The sequence below is a fragment of the Rufibacter hautae genome, assembly GCF_008271695.1.
GTDB lineage: Bacteria > Bacteroidota > Bacteroidia > Cytophagales > Hymenobacteraceae > Nibribacter > Nibribacter hautae.
Window position 1 is genome coordinate 997,792 of record NZ_VKKY01000001.1, and the last position, 18,780, is coordinate 1,016,571.

The 18,780-nt window shown below is 56.1% G+C and carries 11 protein-coding genes and 1 tRNA gene; all 12 read left to right on the forward strand.

Annotation, left to right across the window (positions count from 1 at the left end):
- Nucleotides 1-3 precede the first annotated feature (3 nt).
- The gene (locus FOA19_RS03815) at nt 4-1,875 is read left to right on the forward strand and encodes a sodium:solute symporter family protein (RefSeq protein WP_149089450.1); all 1,872 of its coding nucleotides are present in this window, start codon (nt 4-6) and stop codon (nt 1,873-1,875) included.
- Nucleotides 1,876-1,925: 50 nt separating this feature from the next.
- Nucleotides 1,926-3,146 (forward strand): glycoside hydrolase family 130 protein, encoded by a 1,221-nt coding sequence (locus tag FOA19_RS03820; RefSeq protein ID WP_149089451.1) that lies wholly within the window; start codon nt 1,926-1,928, stop codon nt 3,144-3,146.
- Nucleotides 3,146-4,387: an AGE family epimerase/isomerase gene (locus FOA19_RS03825; protein WP_149089452.1), complete on the forward strand. Its 1,242-nt coding sequence runs from the start codon at nt 3,146-3,148 to the stop codon at nt 4,385-4,387. The genes FOA19_RS03820 and FOA19_RS03825 overlap by 1 nt, the downstream gene beginning before the upstream one ends.
- Nucleotides 4,388-4,525: 138 nt before the next feature.
- Nucleotides 4,526-6,277, forward strand: coding sequence for a glycosyl hydrolase (locus FOA19_RS03830; RefSeq protein ID WP_149089453.1), 1,752 nt, complete (start codon nt 4,526-4,528; stop codon nt 6,275-6,277).
- Between the two features lie 134 nt (nt 6,278-6,411).
- Entirely contained in the window at nt 6,412-7,641 is a 1,230-nt protein-coding gene (locus FOA19_RS03835; RefSeq protein WP_149089454.1) for a glycoside hydrolase family 27 protein, read from the forward strand.
- A gap of 123 nt (nt 7,642-7,764) precedes the next feature.
- Entirely contained in the window at nt 7,765-9,177 is a 1,413-nt protein-coding gene (locus FOA19_RS03840; RefSeq protein WP_223808724.1) for a sialate O-acetylesterase, read from the forward strand.
- Nucleotides 9,178-9,412: 235 nt separating this feature from the next.
- Nucleotides 9,413-10,732, forward strand: a complete 1,320-nt coding sequence (locus tag FOA19_RS03845; protein WP_149089455.1) for a glycoside hydrolase 5 family protein — start codon at nt 9,413-9,415, stop codon at nt 10,730-10,732.
- A 285-nt stretch (nt 10,733-11,017) separates the two neighbouring features.
- Nucleotides 11,018-11,863: a chromate resistance protein ChrB domain-containing protein gene (locus tag FOA19_RS03850; protein ID WP_149089456.1), complete on the forward strand. Its 846-nt coding sequence runs from the start codon at nt 11,018-11,020 to the stop codon at nt 11,861-11,863.
- 516 nt (nt 11,864-12,379) lie between these two features.
- Nucleotides 12,380-12,450: transfer RNA gene (locus FOA19_RS03855), tRNA-Cys, on the forward strand.
- A 477-nt stretch (nt 12,451-12,927) separates the two neighbouring features.
- A complete protein-coding gene (locus tag FOA19_RS03860) occupies nt 12,928-15,795 on the forward strand; it encodes a TonB-dependent receptor (protein WP_149089457.1) in 2,868 nt (955 codons plus the stop codon).
- 442 nt (nt 15,796-16,237) lie between these two features.
- Nucleotides 16,238-17,008, forward strand: a complete 771-nt coding sequence (locus tag FOA19_RS03865; protein ID WP_149089458.1) for a DUF2490 domain-containing protein — start codon at nt 16,238-16,240, stop codon at nt 17,006-17,008.
- 237 nt (nt 17,009-17,245) lie between these two features.
- Nucleotides 17,246-18,610, forward strand: a complete 1,365-nt coding sequence (gene chrA, locus FOA19_RS03870) for a chromate efflux transporter (protein ID WP_149089459.1) — start codon at nt 17,246-17,248, stop codon at nt 18,608-18,610.
- The last annotated feature ends 170 nt before the right edge of the window (nt 18,611-18,780 follow it).

Consider the following 18,780-nt stretch of genomic DNA (forward strand, 5'->3'; position numbering starts at 1 on the left):
TCCATGAAACTAACCGCGCTTGACATCGGGATCATCTTCCTCTACCTCTTTGCGGTGGCGGCCATCGGGCTGGTGCTGCAGAAGCGGGCCAAGGCCAACAAGGAGGCGTACATGCTGGGCGGCAACACCCTGCCCTGGTACGCGCTGGGCCTCTCCAACGCCTCGGGCATGTTCGACATCTCCGGCACCATGTGGATGGTGATGCTGGGCTTCGTCTACGGCCTGAAGAGCATCTGGATCCCCTGGCTGTGGCCCTCCTTCAACCAGATCTTCCTGATGATGTTCCTGGCCGCCTGGCTGCGCCGCTCCAACGTGACCACCGGGGCCGAGTGGATGCTCACCCGCTTCGGGCGCGGCAAAGACTCCAACAAGTCGCACGCCATCGTGGTGGCCTTCGCCTTGCTGAGTTGCCTGGGCTTTCTGGCCTACGGTTTCATCGGGCTGGGCAAGTTCGTGGAGATCTTCGTGCCTTGGGCCGTGGTGCAGCCGTACGTGCCTTTTACCGTCTCCCCTGAGTTCGTGCCGCATTTCTACGGCATGCTCTTCACCTTCTTCGCGGTCTTTTACTCCATTCTGGGCGGCATGGCCAGCATTGTGTGGGCCGACGTGCTGCAGTACGCCATCATGACCGCCGCCTCCGTGGTGGTGGCCGTGCTGGCCATGAACAACCTGGACACCGCCCCGCTCAACGTGCCGGAAGAGTGGAAGACGCCTTTCTTCGGGGCCACGCTCAACATGGACTGGACCGGCATCATCGACGACGTCAACGCCAAGATCCAGTCAGACGGATACTCGCTCTTCGGGATCTTCTTCTCGCTCATGGTCTTCAAGGGAATCCTGGCCAGCCTGGCCGGCCCTACGCCTAACTATGACATGCAGAAGATCCTCTCCTCCCGCTCGCCGCAGGATGCCGCCAAGATGAGCGCCTTCGTGTCGGTGGTCCTTATTCCTACGCGCTACCTCATGATCATGGGCTTTACGGTGCTGGCCATCCTGAACTACGACCAACTGGACCTGCAGTCGGCCTCCGGGATTGACTTTGAGCGGATCCTGCCCGCCGCCATCCAGAAGTTCGCGCCCACGGGCATTATGGGACTGATTCTGGCCGGTCTGCTGGCGGCCTTCATCGGAACCTTCGCCGGAACCCTGAACGCGGCGCAGGCCTATCTGGTGAATGACGTGTACCTGAAATACGTGAACCCCAAGGCTTCCAACGCCACGGTGACCCGCATGAATTACGGCACCGGTATTGTGGTGGTACTGGTGAGCATGGCCCTGGGTTTCCTGGCCAAGGACGTGAACAGCCTCCTGCAGTGGATCGTGGCCGGCCTGTACGGCGGCTACATCTCCGCCAACGTGCTCAAGTGGTACTGGTGGCGCTTCAATGCCAACGGCTTCTTCTGGGGCATGTTGGTGGGCATCGTAGCGGCCCTCATCTTCCCTTACTTCACCGAGGGCCTGGACCTCTACTACTTCCCGTATCTGCTGCTCATTTCATTGGCGGGTAGCCTCATTGGTACCTTTATGGCGCCGCCTACCGACATGGAAACCCTGAAAAGCTTCTACCGCAACGTGCGCCCCTGGGGCTTTTGGAAACCAGTGGCCGAGCAGGTGAAAGCCGAGGACCCCTCGTTCGCGGAGAACAAGAACTTCGTGCTGGACATGTTCAACGTGGTCATCGGGGTGGTGTGGCAGATGAGCCTTACGCTTCTCCCCATTTACCTCATCCTGACCATGTACACCGAGCTTCTGGTGACCTGCGGCATCCTGCTCGTGTGCAGCGTCATCCTGAAGAAAACCTGGTGGGACAAACTGCCCAAAGACGGCGACTCCGTGGCCGCTACCCTCAAAAGAAAATTAGTCTCTGTTTCATAAGTCAAGGACGGCCCTGACCAGCCGTTTCAGCAACCTTTTACAAAATCCCCATGGAAAACACCTTCCAGAAAAGACAGCATGCCTTGGAGCAGTTCCAGGCTGAGTTGATCACCAGAAAGAACGAAAAGCAGCCGCTCGGCAACGGCATCTACGATAGATATAAATTCCCTATCCTGACGAACCAGCACGCGCCGCTTACCTGGCGCTATGACCTGAACCCCGAGACCAACCCCTTCTTCATGGAGCGGATCGGGATCAACGCGGCCTTCAACGCCGGCGCGGTCAAGCTGAACGGCAAGTACCTGGTGGTGGCCCGCGTGGAGGGCAACGACCGCAAGTCCTTCTTCGCGGTGGCCGAGAGCCACAACGGCATCGACAACTTCCGGTTCTGGGAGAAGCCTATCACCATGCCCGAGACCGAGGACCCGGACGTGAACGTGTACGACATGCGCGTGATCCAGCACGAAGACGGCTGGATCTACGGCCTGTTCTGCACCGAGCGCAAGGACCCCGAGGCCAAGCCCGGCGACGAGTCCTCGGCGGTGGCCCAGTGCGGCATCGCCCGCACCCGCGACCTGGTTTCCTGGGAGCGTCTGCCCGACCTGAAATCCACCTCGCCGCAGCAGCGCAACGTGGTGCTGCACCCCGAGTTCGTGAACGGCAAATACGCCCTCTACACCCGTCCGCAGGACAGCTTCATCGAGGCGGGCAGCCGCGGCGGCATCGGCTGGGGCCTCACGGATTCCATGGAGAACGCCGTGGTGGACGACGAGTCCATCATCGACCCGAAGACCTACCACACGGTGTACGAGGTGAAGAACGGCCAGGGCCCGGCGCCTATCAAAACCGAGAAAGGCTATCTGCACCTGGCCCACGGCGTGCGCAACACCGCCGCCGGCTTAAGATACGTGCTGTACCTGTTCCTCACCGATCTGCAGGACCCATCTAAAGTCATCGCCAAACCAGGCGGGCACTTCATCGCGCCGGAGGGTGAGGAAAGGGTGGGCGACGTGTCCAACGTGACCTTCGCCAACGGCTGGATCCTGGACGAGGACGGCACCGTGTTCATCTACTACGCCTCCTCAGACACCCGCACCCACGTGGCCACCTCCACCCTGGAGCAGCTGCTGGACTACGTGCTCAACACCCCGGCCGACGGGTTCCGCTCGGCCGCTTCCGTGGAGCAGATCAACCAACTGGTGGACCGGAACAAAGCCTACATCAAGAGCAAGAAGCAGGCCCTGGCCCCTGAGCTTAACGGCGCGAACTAATGGCTACCCCTCCCGATACTTCCTTAACCCGCCAGCTTTCGGTTTACCGCCAGGAGATGGAGACCGAGCTGGAAAGGATATTGGCGTTCTGGATAGAGCACACCCTGGACCACCGGAACGGCGGCTTCGTGGGGCAGATCGGGCCTACCGGTGAGGTGAACCCCGAGGCGCCCAAAGGCAGCATCCTCAACGCCCGTATCCTCTGGACGTTTTCGGCGGCTTTCCGGCAAACGGGGCAGAAAACGTATCAGGAGATCGCCACCCGCGCCTTTGAGTATCTGTGCGCTTCCTTCCTGGATTCCGCCCACGGCGGGATTTACTGGATGGTAGACGCGCAGGGCCAGCCCCTGAACACGCGCAAACAGATCTACGCCCTGGCCTTCACGGTCTACGGCATGAGCGAGTTCTATTTGGCCACCCAGAACGAAAAGGCGCTGGAGGTGAGCCAGGAACTATTCCGCTGGATTGAGCAGTACAGCTATGATCCGGAGCACGGCGGCTACCTGGAGGCCTTCAGCCAGACGGGCGAGCTGCTGGAGGACCTGCGCCTGAGCGAGAAAGACCGCAACGACCCCAAGACCATGAATACGCACCTGCATATTCTGGAGGCCTACGCCAACCTGTTCCGTGCCTGGCCAGACCCTTTGCTGGGGAAACAGCTCAGAGGCCTGATCGGGGTGTTCCTGGACCACATTGTGGATGCGGAGACCGGGCACCTGAGACTGTTCTTCGCCTGCGACTGGACCTCCTCGGCCAACCTCATCTCCTACGGCCACGACATCGAGGCCTCCTGGCTTCTGCAGGAAGCCGCCGAGGTGCTGGGCGACCAGGAGCTGCTTTCCCGCGTGAAGGCGCTGGCGCTCACCATGGCCCAGGCCACGGCGGAGGCCCTGCTCCCGGACGGCAGCCTGTACCACGAGCTCAACGTGGACGAGCACCACTATGACACGCACCGCGAGTGGTGGGTGAGCGCAGAGGCCATGGTGGGGTTCCTCAACGCCTACGAGCTGACCGGCCAGGAAGCCTTCCTTCGGCACTCGCTCAACGCCTGGAGGTTCGCGCAGACCTACTTCCTGGACCTGGAGCGGGGCGAGTGGCACTGGGGCGTGCACGATGACTACAGCCTCATGTCAAAGGAGGATAAAGTTGGATTCTGGAAGTGCCCTTACCATAATGCTCGGGCTTGCCTGGAGGTCATCCACCGCTGCCGGAAAATCATCGGCGAAGCCGTGGCGGAGTAACTAAAATACCTTTCTCGTTTTAAGGCTGGTTTGCGGAAATCGGGCTTGAAACGGGAAGGAATCAGCTTCAGCGCCATTTCCGTGAAAATGGCCCTAAAACACTTGAAGAGGTCTTACCCTGTCACCTAAAACCCTGAAATGAAAACACTGCTACCTTTGCTTTCTGGATTAAGCAAGCCCGTGCATTTGGCCTGGCTGGCGTTCTTTTTGTTTCTGGGCCTCGCGCCTGCGGCCCAAGCGGCGGACATCAAACTGGAGGCCGAGAGTGGCACCCGCAGCGGGGTGACCGTGGCGAGTTCCATGGCGGGGTATTCGGGCACCGGGTACGTGCAGGGCTTTGACAACTCCTTCGCCAAGAATGTGAAATTCACGTTCAACCTCCCGGCTGCGGGCATCTTTGAGCTTTCCATCCGCTACGCCACCCCTTCCGGGGAAAAAGGCTACGTGGTAGAGGTGAACGGGCAGCAGTCCTCGGGCATGTTCGCCAACGTGGCGGGCTTCGGGACAGCGCAGGGCGGCCTGGTCAATTTACCGGCGGGCACCAACACCATCACCCTGGGCGGTGGCTGGGGATACTACGTGATTGACTACCTCAACCTGGCTCCGGCTTCCATCCCGCTGCCCGCCAAACCACCCAAGACCTTAACCGATGCCAACGCCACCACTTCCACCAAAAACCTGTTCTCGTACCTGGTAGACATTTACGGTACCAAGGTGCTGGCGGCCCAGCAGGAAACCAATGAGCTGCAGGAAATAAACTATGTGCGCACGCACACGGGCAAAGATCCGGCCGTGGGGTCCTATGACCTGATTGAGTACTCGCCCTCGCGCATCCAGTACGGGTCCAACCCCGCCGGATTTTCTGAGAAAGCCATCCAATGGGCCAAAAAAGACCAAGGCCGCGGCATCATCAGCCTTTTGTGGCACTGGAACGCGCCTACCGATCTGATCAACCAAGGACCAGACAAGCTTTGGTGGAGCGGTTTCTACACGCGGGCCACCACTTTCAATTTCGCGGCGGCGCTCGCCGATAAAAACGGGGCCAATTACCAGCTCCTGCTCCGCGACATAGACGCCATTGCCGTGGAACTGAAGAAATTCCAGGCGCAGGACATTCCGGTGCTGTGGCGTCCGCTGCACGAGGCCGCCGGCGGCTGGTTCTGGTGGGGTGCCCAGGGCGCTGAGCCCTTCAAAGAACTATGGAAACTGATGCACGACCGCCTCACCAACCACCACCAGCTGCACAACCTCATCTGGGTCTACACCGCCGAGCGCGCCAAACCAGAGTGGTATCCCGGCGACGCATACGTGGACGTGGTGGGCATTGACATCTATGAAAACACCGCCGTGGCCTCTAACCTGAGCGGCCAGTGGACCGAGCTGCAGACCCTTTTCAACGGTAAGAAACTGGTCACCCTCTCCGAGACCGGCAACCTGCCCAACCCCGAATTCATCCGGACTTACAAAACCTGGTGGTCTTGGTTTGCCGTATGGCCCGGCGCCGATTACACCAGAAAACAACCCATCCCCCTCCTGCACGCCGTTTTCAACGACCCCGATATGATCACCCTGGACGAACTGCCCGATTGGCGAAAATCAGGCGCGGTGACCGGCAGTGCGCTGGAACAGGCTTTGGGCCAACTCACGGTATATCCCAATCCGGCTACCGGCTCGCACCTCACCATCAAGACCACGGCCAAATCTCCGTTGAAAGCCACCTTTGCCCTGTACAACGCCAAGGGTGCCAAAGTAACGGAGGTCACCGCGCAGTTGACCAGTGGCCAGAACCAGGTGCGCCTTCCACTGCGGCAGGTGCCGGCGGGCATCTACGTGCTGTCCATCCGGAAGGGAGACGAGCAGATTTGCCGCAAAGTGGTGGTAGAAAAATAACCAAACGCACACCTCTTGCCCAATCCCTGTTTAGGAGCCGTTTTCCTGAAACCGGGGCCAAAACAGAAGTGCGCCCAATAGAAACCAAAGCAGATAACCAAGAACCCCATACCTGACCTAACAATCCAAACCTCATGAAAAAACTATTGCTCTCCTTAGCGGCCCTCACGCTATCGGTTACGGCTTTCAGCCAGGGAAACAACTATGCCCAGAACTACAAGAAGTTCGAAGGCTTGGCCATGACGCCGCCCATGGGCTGGAACAGCTGGAACAAATTCGCCTGTAACGTAGACGAGAAACTCATCCGGGAAACCGCCGATGCCATGGTGAGTTCCGGCATGAAAGCCGCCGGCTACACCTATATCAACATTGACGACTGCTGGCACGGCGACCGCGACAGCCTGGGCTTCATCCAGGCCGATCCCAAGCGTTTCCCCTCGGGCATGAAAGCCTTGGCAGATTACGTGCACTCCAAAGGCCTGAAACTGGGCATCTACTCCGATGCCGGTTCCCAGACCTGCGGCGGCCGTCCTGGTAGCCGCGGCTATGAGTTCCAGGATGCGCAGCAGTACGCCAAATGGGGCATTGACTACCTTAAATACGATTGGTGCAACACCGAAGGCCTGAAAGCCGAGGGCGCCTACAAAACCATCGCGGCGGCCTTACAGAAAGCCGGCCGGCCGGTAGTATTGAGCATCTGCGAGTGGGGCAATGACAAGCCTTGGGAATGGGGACCTTCTGTTGGCCACCTGTGGCGGACCACCGGCGACATCTACAACTGCTTTGACTGCGTGGAAGACCACGGCACCTGGAAATCATGGGGCGTGATGCAGATCCTGGACAAGCAGGACGGTCTGCGCCAGTATGCCGGACCCGGCCACTGGAACGACCCAGACATGCTGGAGGTAGGCAACGGCATGCCCGTGAACGAAGACCGCGCCCATTTCACCATGTGGAGCATGATCGCGGCGCCTCTGATCGCCGGAAACGACCTGCGCAAGATGAGCAAAGAGACTGTAGCCATCCTCACCGACAAAGAAGTGCTGGCCATCAACCAGGACAAACTGGGCGTGCAGGGCCTGCGCTACACCGTGAAAGACAGCCTGGAGACCTGGGTGAAACCCCTGGACGGCGGCAAGTGGGCGGTGGCGTTCCTGAACCGGGCCAAGAATCCGCAGAAGATTGAATTTGACTGGAAGAAGAACGTGATCAACGATGAGGTAGCCAAACGACAACTGGACGGCGGCAAAACCACCTACAAAATCCGCAATGTCTGGACGAAGAAAAGCCAGGGCACAACCAAGAAAGACTTCGAGACGACCGTACCGGCCCACGACGTGGTCCTGCTGGTGCTGTCTGAATAGAGACTCCTATTTTCGTTTAGGGCCTGTTTTGAAGAAAACAGGCCCTAAACGTTTTCCCCCAATTCCTTAAATTGAGGCATCGGTCACAACTGTCACGCACGCAAAAAACGAGGAAAGATGCGCTTGAAATCATTTAAATCACTAGGTAAACTTTTCATGGGTATGCTGCTGGCGGCCGGCTCCACCTCGGCGGGCGCCGTCTCGCTGCCGGCCATTATCGGCAACCACATGGTGCTGCAACGCAACGCCGAGGTCACCATCTGGGGCTGGGGCAAAACCGGCGAGGAAATCACCGTCACCGGCAGTTGGGACAACAAACCCGTGAAAGTCAAAACCAATAACCTGGCCCAATGGTCGGTGAAACTGCAGACCTCCGGTGTGAGCGGTCCCCAAACCTTAACGGTGAAAGGCTACAACACCATTGTGCTGGAAGACGTGCTGCTGGGCGAGGTCTGGCTGTGCTCAGGCCAGTCTAACATGGAATGGAGCGCCAACGCCGGCATAGACAACGCCGAGAAACACGTGGCGGAGGCCAACTACCCGTCCATCCGTTTCTTCCAGGTAGGCCACCGCACCGCCGATGCTCCCCAGCTGGATGTGCAGGGCCAATGGGTGGTATGCACCCCCGAAACCATGAAACACTTCAGCGCCATTGGGTACTTCTTTGGGCGCGAGGTCCACCAGAACCTGAAAGTGCCCGTGGGTTTGATCAACAGCAGCTGGGGCGGCACACCCGCCGAGGTCTGGCTGAGCGCCAACGCCATCTCGGCGAACCCCGTGCTAGCCGATGCCGCCGCCAAACGCAAAGAGGTGGAATGGGGCCCAGTGCAGTCGGCCAAAGCCTACAACGCCATGATCGCGCCGCTCATCCCCTTCCGCCTGGCCGGGGCCCTCTGGTACCAGGGCGAGTCTAACACTGATGCACCCGAGGTCTACGCCCAGATGCTGCCCGCCCTGATCCGGAACTGGCGCACCGAATGGAAAAACGAGTTCCCGTTTTACTTTGTGCAGCTCGCGCCTTACAAATACGGCGGCGCCGAGGAATGGCCTCGTTTAGCCGAAGCCCAGCTGAAAACCCTGAGCGTGCCCAACACCGGCATGGCCGTGATCCATGACGTGGGCAACGTAGACGATATCCACCCCAGAAACAAGCTGCCCGTGGGCCAACGCTTGGCCAGCCTGGCCTTGAATAAAACCTACGGCCAAAAAGACGTGCCTGCCTCCGGCCCCATCTACCGCGAGATGAAAAAGGAAGGCAACAAAATCCGCCTCTACTTTGACAACGCCGAGCAGGGCCTGGTAGCCAAAGGCAAAGAACTCACCCAATTTGAGATCGCCGGCGAAGACCAGGCCTTTGTTCCTGCCCAAGCCAAAATCGATGGCAAAACGGTGGTGGTAAGCGCCAAAGGCGTAAAGAACCCAACGGCCGTCCGGCTGGGCTGGAGCAACGCGGCCAACCCTAACCTCTTCAACAAAGCGGGCCTGCCTGCCTCCGGTTTCAGAACCGATAACTGGACGAAGAAACCTAACCTATAGTTGGTTTTTGGCCGATCTTAGTTTTTGTGCTGAATTTTAGAAAACGGCCTTATAACACCATTATCCTTTCCTCTCTTTGTCATCTTGGAAAGATTTTTTGAGTGAACGGTAAAAGTGTTGTAGTAAATAATATTACCGTTCGCTCAAAAGCTCCTTTCAGGATGACAAAATGAAAGACTGCCTTTCTCTATACCTTGGTCTTTCCTTTAGTTGAGGATAACCCACTTGAAACCACATGAAAAGAATCTATTTTCTGCTCGCGCTTCTGTGCACCGCCTTCACCCAGGTTCAGGCGCAGAAGGCTACTGATTTCGTGAAGCGTGAAGGCCAGATGTTCACCTTGGGCGGCAGGCCTTACTACTACATCGGCACCAATTACTGGTACGGCGCGCTGTTAGGTTCTACCGGTGAAGCCGGGAACCGCGAGCGTTTACGAAAGGAACTCGACCTGCTCAAGAAAGCGGGTGTGACCAACCTGCGCGTTCTGGCCGGCGCCGAAGGACCGAACAACCAACCGTACCGCGTGTCGCCGGGTTTGCAGCTATCGCCGGGGGTGTACAATGATACCCTGCTAGCCGGACTGGATTTTTTGCTCGCCGAGATGACCAAGCGCGACATGAAAGCGGTGCTGTACCTGAACAACGCCTGGGAATGGTCGGGTGGGTTTAGCCAATATGTAAACTGGAATACCAAGGTGCCAATTCCTTACGCCTTGGCCAACAACAATGACTGGGCGAACTTCATGAAGTACTCGGGCCAGTTCCACCAATGCGACCCTTGTAAGCAGCAGTTCGCGGATCACGTGAAATTCATGCTGGGCCGCACCAATCAGTTCACCAAGAAGAAGTACACCGATGACCCCGTGATTATGGCCTGGCAGATTGCCAATGAGTCCCGTGCCTTTTCCATGGTCAATGTGCCGGCTTATGACCAATGGATTAAAAGCACCGCCGCGTTGATCAAATCCCTGGACAAAAACCACCTGGTGTCTACCGGCTCCGAAGGCTCCCACGGCTCTGAAGGCTCCATGGACGTGTTCAAGCAAGTGCACACCGATCCGAATATCGACTACTTTACCATGCACATCTGGCCGCGCAACTGGGGATGGTTGGACAACAAGAACCTGGCTGGCACCCTTGATGCTGCCATCACCAAAACCATGGAGTACATGGACCGCCACATCTCCTTCGCGCGCGAGCAGCAGAAGCCCATCGTGCTGGAGGAGTTCGGTCTGCAGCGGGATAACAACGAATTCAGCCCCTCGGCCAAAACTACGCACCGTGACCAGTACTACCAGCAGGTGTTTGAGCGCGTGCTCCAAAGCGCCCAGGCCAAAGACGCTCTGGCCGGGGCCAATTTCTGGGCCTTCAACGGCACGGCCCGTCCTAAACCCACCCGCCACTTTTGGAAACCTGGCGATGACCTCATGGGCGACCCTCCCCAGGAAGAGCAAGGTCTCTACGGCGTCTTCGACACCGATTCTACCATGCCGCTGGTTGCCAAGTATAGCAAAGCGGTCATGAAGGCAGGAAAGAAAGGAAAAGGCAGGAAGTAAAGAGCGGGTGAAATTCTGCACCCAAGCTTTAGGTCACCTTTTCTTCGTCCTAAGATCTACCTTCCCAAACTGTCACCCTGTAAGGATTTGGTTTGAAAATGCAATGGCCTTAAAGGTTACGCACTCGCTACCAGCCTCTTGCAGGGTGACTTTGTTTTTAGAACTTGCCTGGGTTTAAGAACCTGAAGCACTCTCCAGTTCCAGCCTGGTTTCCTAGAAACAGGCCTGAAACGGAGACCATTTTCGCATATCTTTACCTACACCACCCTCCTACCTTTGCTACCCATGAAATGGATTACCCGCGAGCGCCCCAAGATTGACCGGCTGGCCTGCCCGTGGCTGATCAGGCGGTTCATTGATGCCTCCGCGGAAATCATTTACGTGCCAGAAAATCAGGTGCTGGACAAGGCCAAGGAACTGGATGCCGTTCCGTTTGACATCCCCGGGGTGGAGTATTCACACTATGAGGACCGGTGCACGTTTGACTATTTCCTGGAGAAGTACCGTCTTACTGAGCCTGCCTTGCAGACCATGGCCCTCATCGTGCGCGGCGCAGATACCGATGACCACTCGCTGGCGGCGCAATCGGCGGGGCTGTGGGCGATCTCGCACGGCATGTCGTTCAACATTTCGGATGACCAGGAACTGCTGGAGAAAGCCATGGTGCTCTATGACGGGCTGTACAGTTGGGCCAAGCACCTGCAGAAGCAGAAGCATACCACCGAGCCCACGGAGCAGCTTTTCCTGCAGGTGTACCACAAATACCTGCAGGAAAAGAAGGAGAACCAGCAGAAGGTCCCGGCCTGGGCGCTGCACCTGAAGGAGATCATCCAGGACCAGATAGACACCAACCTCGCGCTCAACCTGAAGGAAATTTCCGAGGCGCTGGATGTGCACCCCGCCTACGTGTCCAGGGTTTTCTCCAAATACTTTGACAACCTCTCTTTTGGCGAGTACATCCGGAAGCTACGCATAGAAAAGGCGCTGAGCCTGCTGCATACCTCGGGCTACTCCCTGGCCGAGGTGGCCTACCTCACCGGTTTCTCTGACCAAAGCCATTTCACCCGCATTTTCCGCCAGCACATGGGCCAGAGCCCCTCTGAGTACCGAAAAAATTTGCTCAAAAAGTAAATCAGGTTCCAAAGGTTACCTGTGTTCTAGCATGATGCCAACGCACAGGGTAAACTTGCAGCTCCTTCCATCTCAATGGAAGCCAGGCTCCGGATGGTCGATGGTCAACCTTTAGGTAGCCTCGCAGATTACTAATTGAACAAGAACCGCCAATAACTGACAATCTGCTTCACAATGGACTTTAAACCAGAAACCCTGGGCTCACCCTCTTTCGTCCACGTGCCAACTCCTGAGTTTCTAACAAACGTTCACCATTTACAAACTTGTAATACGCATAACAACCTGCAGATTTCTTGATACTTAGCCTAAGCCAGCACCCTGTTAAGTTATTTTATATCATTGATTTTCAAAACGATACAAAAATAAACATGAAAATCTCCTGCTAAAATTTGCTGAAGCCGTAAAAAGCCATTCTATTTGTCTACTGATTCTATAGGGATTAAGAGTATCAAAGAAGAGGAAGCACGCTGGAGCTTTAGGTCTTGCTTAGGAAATCTCTTTGGAGACAGGAAATCAGGTCGTGTGGCTGAGTGGCTAAGCAAAGACCCGCAAGGTTTTTTAGGACGGTTCGATTCCGTCCGTGACCGCAACCCTTGTTCTTTCCAGAGTGCGGCGCCGAAAGGTAAAGAGAGTTGAGCGCCGCGTTTTGGGGCTGTTTTATGAGAAAAGGATCTAAAACAGCCTGAAGGGGGAGTTTGGTAGGCAAGAGACAGCCCGGTCACGGTGCAAGGAAAAGCCGGGCTGTCTCACCTCCCTTCTAAAAAGAAGTGTGTCCCTCTGGTTTCCACCAAGAGCCTAGGCCAGACGCAACGGCAGCAGACAGGCATCCCCCAATGCCTCTTCTGCTAAACCCGGCACCTCCACCACCCAGCTGGGATTGAGATCTGATTTACCCGGGAGCAACCCTCCCACTTACGCATTCACTTTTACCCTATTGCCCCATGAAACCTGATGTTTTTACCAAAAGAATGAAGAAAAGCAGACCAAGTCCTTTTGCAGGCTTTGGTTGTTGTTGCCGCTAACTGCCTCCGCTCCCTTTCTCTTTAATTTTCAAAACATCAATCATGAAATCAAAACTTTTACTTCTCCTTCATTTTCTATTCCTTCCACTTTTAGGCCTCTACGCGCAGGAAACCAACTTTGTGGAAATCAACGGGCGGGTGACCGAACAGGGCACCAAAGACCCGATGCCCGGCGTGAGCGTGTACGTACGCGGCACCGTGACCGGAACTACCACCAATGCCTCCGGGGACTTCAACCTCAAGACCAAACTGAAATTTCCGTTCAACCTGGTGATTTCCATGGTGGGGTACCAGCCGCAGGAATTTGAGATCACCCAACCCGGCTCTCGCCTGGACATCGCGCTGGTGACGCAGACCTTATTAGGTAAGGAAGTGGTGGTAACGGCCTCCAGGGTGGAAGAAAGCATTCTTAAATCGCCGGTGGCCATTGAGAAACTAGACATCAGGGCCATCAAGGAAACAGCCGCACCCAGCTTCTATGAGGCGCTGGAGAACGTGAAAGGCGTGCAGATGCTCACTTCCAGCCTCACGTTCAAGGTGCCTAACACCCGCGGGTTCAACGTGCCCAACAACTTCCGGTTCATGCAGCTGGTAGACGGCGTGGACATGCAGGCCGCTACCCTTGGTGTGCCGCTGGGGAATGCCATCGGGGCGACTGAGCTGGACATTGAGAGCGTGGAGATCACGCCCGGGGCAGCCTCGGCTTTGTACGGCATGAATGCCATCAACGGCATGGCCAACCTCACCACCAAAAGCCCTTTCCTGTACCAGGGACTGAGCGTCTACCAGAAAGTGGGGGTGAACCACGTGGATGGCATTGACCGGGACCCCAGCATCCTCACCGAAACCGCCGTGCGGTATGCCAAGGCGTTCAATGACAAATTCGCTTTCAAAGTAAATTTCAGCACGCTCAAGGGCACCGACTGGGTAGCGAACGGCCTGGTAGACCAAAACCCGCAGAACCTGGCTACCGCCAACCCCAAATTCCCCGAGCTATCCGGCGAAAACAACCCCGCCCTTGACCAGTGGAGCCGCTACGGCGATGACCGCCAGGCCCGCCAGGCCATCAGCATCAATTACCAGGGCGTGAACCAGACCTTCAACGTGGCCAGAACCGGGTACCTGGAGAAAGACCTCATCTACCCATCGGTGCGGAACCTGAAGATAGACGGAAGTCTGTTTTACCGGCTGAACGAGAAACTGGAATTGTCTTACGGCTACCGCTACGGCGTGATGGACGGTATTTTCCAGCGCGGAAACAGGATTCAGCTAAAAGACGTCAAAGTCCAGAACCATAAACTGGAACTGAAGGGCACCGATCTTTTGGTGCGGGCTTATGTGCTGAAGGAAAACACAGGCAAATCTTATAACCTGAACCCTTTGGCCTACAGCCTTGACCTGAGCCATGCCACCAACGCACAATGGGGTGGCGTTTTCAAAAACACCCTGCAAACCCAAGTAGACAACGGAGTGGATTTGGCCACGGCGATGAAAGCAGCCCGCGCCGCCGCAGATGCAGGCCGCGCCGAGCCCGGCACCCCGGAATTCGATGCCCTCAAAAACACCATCATCAACTCCAACAACTGGGACATCGCCTCGGTGGTACCAGGAGGAGCGCCCAACGGGGGTGCCGCCCTGTGGCAGTACAGCAACACCTACCACGCCGATTTCCAGTATAATCTGAGCAAATTCAAATGGGCCAACGTGTTGGTTGGCGCTGATTACCGCCGCTACGAGGTAATTCCCGATGGCAATACCTTTGTGGACCTTTCAAGACCCCTGGAAACCAGAACCGTGGCAGGCGCCAACGGATCTTTCGGGGAGAACCAGTATTACACCAAATATGGCGGCTTTGTGCAGGCCAGCAAATTGTTTCTGAAGGACCGATTGAAGTTCACGGTGTCTGCCCGCCTTGACAACAACCCGGAGTTTAGTCCTAAGTTCAACCCCCGTATCGCGGCCGTGTACACCGCCGCGGAGAAGCATAACTTCAGGGCCTCCTTCCAGAATGGCTACCGGTTCCCGGCCTTGTTTGAGGCATTGTCCTTCCTGAACAACGCCAGCGTTCGCCGGGTAGGCGGTCTGGCCAGGGTAAATGAAGGCATCGGGTTTTTGGAGAATTCCTACACCTTGGCCTCCTATGACAAATTCACGGCGGCGGTGAATGCCGATGTTTCTGCCGGCCTGACCCGCAATGACGCCGCCCTGAAAAACCGGGGTGTGCTGCAGGTGGCCAATCTTCCGGTCATGAAACCAGAGAGCATCAACTCCTTTGAGGTGGGGTACAAGAGTGTCTTGTTTGATAATACCCTCACCATAGATTTTGATGCCTACCATAACTCTTACAAAGGCTTTTTGGGCCAGGTAGAGGTGGCAGTGCCAAGCTCAGGTCCGGTTGGCTCAGATGCGGCGGTGCTGGACATGCTTACCCGGTCCAAGCAAAACCGTTACCGAGTGTATACCAACGCGAAAAACATCTACAACAGCTACGGATCGTCTTTGGGGTTGACCTATATCTTCTACAAGAAATTCACCCTCTCGGGCAACGCGAACTACAACGCCTTGTCCAAGAACCCTACCCCGGATATCTTCCTGACCAGTTTCAACACGCCTAAATGGGTGACCAACGTTTCCATCAGCAACCGCGAGGTCTTCAAGAACATTGGCTTCAACGTGGTGTGGCGCTTCCAGGACGAGGTATATTGGGAAAGTACGCTGGCCAACGGTCTGGTTCCGGCCTTCTCCACCATTGATGCCCAGGTAACCGCCAAACTCCCCACATGGAAGTCCTCGGTAAAACTGGGCGCCACGAACCTGTTCAACAAACGCTATTACCAGTTTGCCGCCGGCCCTACCATAGGTGGCCTCTACTACGTGGCCTTGACCATAGACGGACTCCTGGCCAAGTAATCAAAACCAGAAGCGGCAGGCCTAGTAACTTGCCGCTTCTAGTTTACATCCTCAGCCTTTTCGTTTAGAGCCTATTTTCCGGAAATCAGCCCAGAAACGATGCTTTTTAGACAGCGGGTTTCCTCAGACTTTAACCAAATTCTTGCTGACAGGCTCTCTGGCTGATACAAAGCCAACCAAAGGAATAACGGACTAAATTATCGTCCCCCTTTGAAGGGGGGTAGGGGGATGACAAGGCATTTGAAGAACCAGTTTGCTTTGGCTACAGAGCAAGCACTTCTATTACGCTCCTCAACCAAGGGCAACCACAAGGGATTGCCCCTACATTTCGGGAATGCCTGATCAGAAGTAGAAATCATCCCCCTACCCCCTTCAAAGGGGGACATCCGGGAATCGTCATCCACAAGCCTTTGTCCTGAACTATTCAACATACACCTACCCTATGAAACAAACTTTACGCTTTACTCTTACGCTGCTCCTCATATTTCCCTTCCAAAGCCAGGCCCAGACGGCCGAAAAGAAGGTGACGGATCGCTCTCAGGTGTGGCTGGGCTATTTCAACCAGACTCGCCTGTCAGACAAGTTCTCTTTGTGGCTGGACCTGCACGCACGCCGTACGGATTTCCTGGATCGCTGGGCGACGACCATTGTGCGGCCGGGTATCACGTACCACATCTCTGACCATACCCGCTTTACCGTGGGCTATGCTTACGCCTCCCATTGGCCTATCTCGGAAACGGATGAAACGGTACGTCCCGAGCACCGGCTCTGGCAGCAGATCAACTGGTCGGGGAAAAGCAAACGGCTGCAGACAAACCAGTGGGTACGCCTGGAGGAGCGGTTCAACCGCAACATCGCCAATGACCAGTTGCAGGAAGGCTACCATTTCAATTTCCGAGCACGCTATATGATTGGCCTCATGGTGCCCTTAACCGCCGATGCCATCGCCCCGGGCGTTCCTTTTCTGGTGTTCAATGATGAGGTGCACGTGAACTTCGGGAAGGAGATCGTCTACAATTACTTTGACCAGAACCGCCTTTTCGGGGGTGTGGGTTACCAGTTCAGCAAGAGCTTCAATGCGCAGTTAGGCTACATGAACGTGTTTCAGCAGACAGCCGCCGGAAACCAGTTTTTCAATACCCACACGCTTAGGCTGTTCCTCTTCCACACCCTGGATTTGCGTAAACCCAAGGCAGAACCGGTGGCCAACTAACCAATACGTTTTCCCCTTATATTGCAGAAACAGCCTTAAAACATCTATCCGTTTGTAGACGAGCAGGGCCACTAATCACTTTGCCGAATGGCCATAGGATCTTTTTGGTTTGGGGCTTATTTCCAGAAAACAGGCCTAAAAAGCCGATGAAAAGTTAAAAGGATTCTAAAGGTTGCGCCTGTTCTATCTTCCTTGGGGCGCATGCCGTAGTATTGTAGAGCGTTTACACTTAGCCGTATGACCCAGAAAATTTCAGTCCAACCGGAAACCCAAGCATCCCTTCCGGCTCCGGAGAAACCTTCCTTTACAGAGGCCCTGCTTTTCTGGCTGAAGTTGGGGTTCATCAGCTTTGGCGGCCCGGCGGGACAGATCGCCATTATGCACCAGTTTGTGGTGGAGCAGAAACGCTGGGTCTCTGATTCAAGGTTCCTTCACGCGCTCAACTACTGCATGCTGCTGCCGGGCCCCGAGGCGCAGCAGTTGGCCACGTACCTAGGCTGGCTCATGCACGGTGTGAGAGGCGGCCTAGTAGCCGGAATTCTGTTCGTGCTGCCCTCGGTGTTTATTCTGCTGGGCCTGAGCACCGCCTATGTCTCCTTCGGGACTATTCCGTGGGTATCTGCGCTGTTCTATGGCTTGAAGCCGGCGGTGGTAGCCATTGTGGTGCTGGCTTTGCTGAAGATCGCCGGCAAATCTTTGAAAAGCTGGTTTCACTATACCGTGGCAGCCGTGAGCTTTGTCAGCATTTTCTTTCTGCACGTGCCCTTCCCGTTCATCATTCTGGGTGCTATTGTCATTGCCTTCCTGCTGCAGAAACTGCACCCGCCTTTCCTGACCGAGAAACCCACCACCGCCAAAGCCCAGACCGATGAAGAAGGCTATTACCTGAACGCCTCCAGTGAAGTGGTAGGCGCCGGGGTGAACCTGACCACCAGCGTGCTGCGGGTGATGATCACCATCGTTCTGTGGGCCCTGCCGGTGGCGCTGTTCTATTTCCTCACCCGTGACTTTGCCTTCTGGAACACCCTCATCCTTTTCTTCACCAAAGCCGCGCTTATCACCTTTGGGGGCGCCTATGCCGTGCTGCCGTACGTGGCTCAGGTAACGGTGGAGCAACTGAACTGGCTGACTAAATACGAGATGATTGACGGATTGGCCCTGGGTGAAACCACGCCGGGTCCGCTCATCATGGTGCTGGCGTTTGTGGGGTACATGGCCGGTTACAACCATTACAGCGGTTCCCTGACCATGGGCGCGGTGGGTCTTTTTACCACCACGTTCTACACCTTCCTGCCCTGCTTCCTTTTCATCCTAGCCGGTGCGCCACTCATTGAACGCACCCGCGGAAACGCGGCCGTAAAATCGGTGCTGGGCGTGGTGACAGCAGCGGTAGTGGGTGTGGTACTCAACCTGACGGTCTACTTCGGTCAGGCGGTTCTGTTTCCCAAAGAGCTTTCCCTCTCCGGCTTAGATTATTTCGCGTTGGCCTGGACCGTGATTTCGTTTGTGGCGATGTACCGCTTCAAAATTGGTATGATCACCTGGATCATCATCAGTGCCCTAGCCGGTTTAGGGTATTACCTGGCTACGAGTTTGTCCTGATTATTTAAACAAGAGCCAGAAAGCAGTCGGGCCTTTGGGAACATCCTAAAGGCCCGACTGCTTTCTGGCTTTCTGCACTACCCAGAGTACACCAACGCACCCCAAGACATTCTCTGTCAAACTATTTCGGTGCCAGCCAATAATAGGTTGATAAATCAAAATTTCACAGG